This is a genomic window from Streptomyces niveiscabiei, assembly GCF_001419795.1.
Classification (GTDB): domain Bacteria; phylum Actinomycetota; class Actinomycetes; order Streptomycetales; family Streptomycetaceae; genus Streptomyces; species Streptomyces niveiscabiei.
The window spans coordinates 1-2,500 of record NZ_LIRL01000085.1; the positions used below are offsets into that span (position 1 = coordinate 1).

1 rRNA gene (cut by a window edge) is annotated in these 2,500 nt (G+C 56.8%); it reads right to left on the bottom strand.

The features are described from left to right. Nucleotides 1-57 precede the first annotated feature (57 nt). Nucleotides 58-2,500: ribosomal RNA gene (locus tag AOK24_RS05385) — 23S ribosomal RNA — on the bottom strand (it continues 681 nt past the right edge of the window).

Below are 2,500 nucleotides of genomic sequence, written 5' to 3' on the forward strand. Positions count from 1 at the left end.
TGTGGCCATACGGGGTTGTTCGTGGTTTCAGAACCAACACAGTGGACGCGAGCAACTGAGGACAAGCCCTCGGCCTATTAGTACCAGTCAGCTTCACCCGTTACCAGGCTTCCACATCCGGCCTATCAACCCAGTCGTCTACTGGGAGCCTTACCCTCTCAAGGAGGTGGGAACACTCATCTCGAAGCAGGCTTCCCGCTTAGATGCTTTCAGCGGTTATCCCTCCCGAACGTAGCCAACCAGCCATGCCCTTGGCAGAACAACTGGCACACCAGAGGTTCGTCCGTCCCGGTCCTCTCGTACTAGGGACAGCCCTTCTCAATATTCCTACGCGCACAGCGGATAGGGACCGAACTGTCTCACGACGTTCTAAACCCAGCTCGCGTACCGCTTTAATGGGCGAACAGCCCAACCCTTGGGACCGACTCCAGCCCCAGGATGCGACGAGCCGACATCGAGGTGCCAAACCATCCCGTCGATATGGACTCTTGGGGAAGATCAGCCTGTTATCCCCGGGGTACCTTTTATCCGTTGAGCGACGGCGCTTCCACAAGCCACCGCCGGATCACTAGTCCCGACTTTCGTCCCTGCTCGACCCGTCGGTCTCACAGTCAAGCTCCCTTGTGCACTTACACTCAACACCTGATTACCAACCAGGCTGAGGGAACCTTTGGGCGCCTCCGTTACCCTTTAGGAGGCAACCGCCCCAGTTAAACTACCCATCAGACACTGTCCCTGATCCGGATCACGGACCCAGGTTAGACATCCAGCACGACCAGACTGGTATTTCAACGACGACTCCACCTGTACTGGCGTACAAGCTTCACAGTCTCCCAGCTATCCTACACAAGCCGAACCGAACACCAATATCAAACTGTAGTAAAGGTCCCGGGGTCTTTCCGTCCTGCTGCGCGAAACGAGCATCTTTACTCGTAGTGCAATTTCACCGGGCCTATGGTTGAGACAGTCGAGAAGTCGTTACGCCATTCGTGCAGGTCGGAACTTACCCGACAAGGAATTTCGCTACCTTAGGATGGTTATAGTTACCACCGCCGTTTACTGGCGCTTAAGTTCTCAGCTTCGCCACACCGAAATGTGACTAACCGGTCCCCTTAACGTTCCAGCACCGGGCAGGCGTCAGTCCGTATACATCGCCTTACGGCTTCGCACGGACCTGTGTTTTTAGTAAACAGTCGCTTCTCGCTGGTCTCTGCGGCCACCCCCAGCTCACCGAGTAAATCGGATCACCAGTGATGGCCCCCCTTCTCCCGAAGTTACGGGGGCATTTTGCCGAGTTCCTTAACCATAGTTCACCCGAACGCCTCGGTATTCTCTACCAGACCACCTGAGTCGGTTTAGGGTACGGGCCGCCATGAAACTCGCTAGAGGCTTTTCTCGACAGCATAGGATCATCCACTTCACCACAATCGGCTCGGCATCAGGTCTCAGCCTTAATGTGCGACGGATTTGCCTACCGCACGGCCTACACCCTTACCCCGGGACAACCACCGCCCGGGCTGGACTACCTTCCTGCGTCACCCCATCACTCACCTACTGCAAGTCTGGTTCGTCGGCTCCACCACTTCCCTTTGCCCGAAGGCTCCGGGACGGCTTCACGGACTTAGCATCGCCTGGTTCGATGTCTGACGCTTCACAGCGGGTACCGGAATATCAACCGGTTATCCATCGACTACGCCTGTCGGCCTCGCCTTAGGTCCCGACTTACCCTGGGCAGATCAGCTTGACCCAGGAACCCTTAGTCAATCGGCGCACACGTTTCCCACGTGTGAATCGCTACTCATGCCTGCATTCTCACTCGTGAACCGTCCACCACTGCCTTCCGGCGCAGCTTCACCCGGCACACGACGCTCCCCTACCCATCACAGCACCCGTTAGGGCTTCATGCTGCAATGACACGACTTCGGCGGTACGCTTGAGCCCCGCTACATTGTCGGCGCGGAATCACTAGACCAGTGAGCTATTACGCACTCTTTCAAGGGTGGCTGCTTCTAAGCCAACCTCCTGGTTGTCTCTGCGACTCCACATCCTTTCCCACTTAGCGTACGCTTAGGGGCCTTAGTCGATGCTCTGGGCTGTTTCCCTCTCGACCATGGAGCTTATCCCCCACAGTCTCACTGCCGCGCTCTCACTTACCGGCATTCGGAGTTTGGCTAAGGTCAGTAACCCGGTAGGGCCCATCGCCTATCCAGTGCTCTACCTCCGGCAAGAAACACACGACGCTGCACCTAAATGCATTTCGGGGAGAACCAGCTATCACGGAGTTTGATTGGCCTTTCACCCCTAACCACAGGTCATCCCCCAGGTTTTCAACCCTGGTGGGTTCGGTCCTCCACGAAGTCTTACCTCCGCTTCAACCTGCCCATGGCTAGATCACTCCGCTTCGGGTCTTGAGCGTGCTACTGAAACGCCCTGTTCGGACTCGCTTTCGCTACGGCTACCCCACCCGGGTTAACCTCGCAACACACCGCAAACTCGCAGG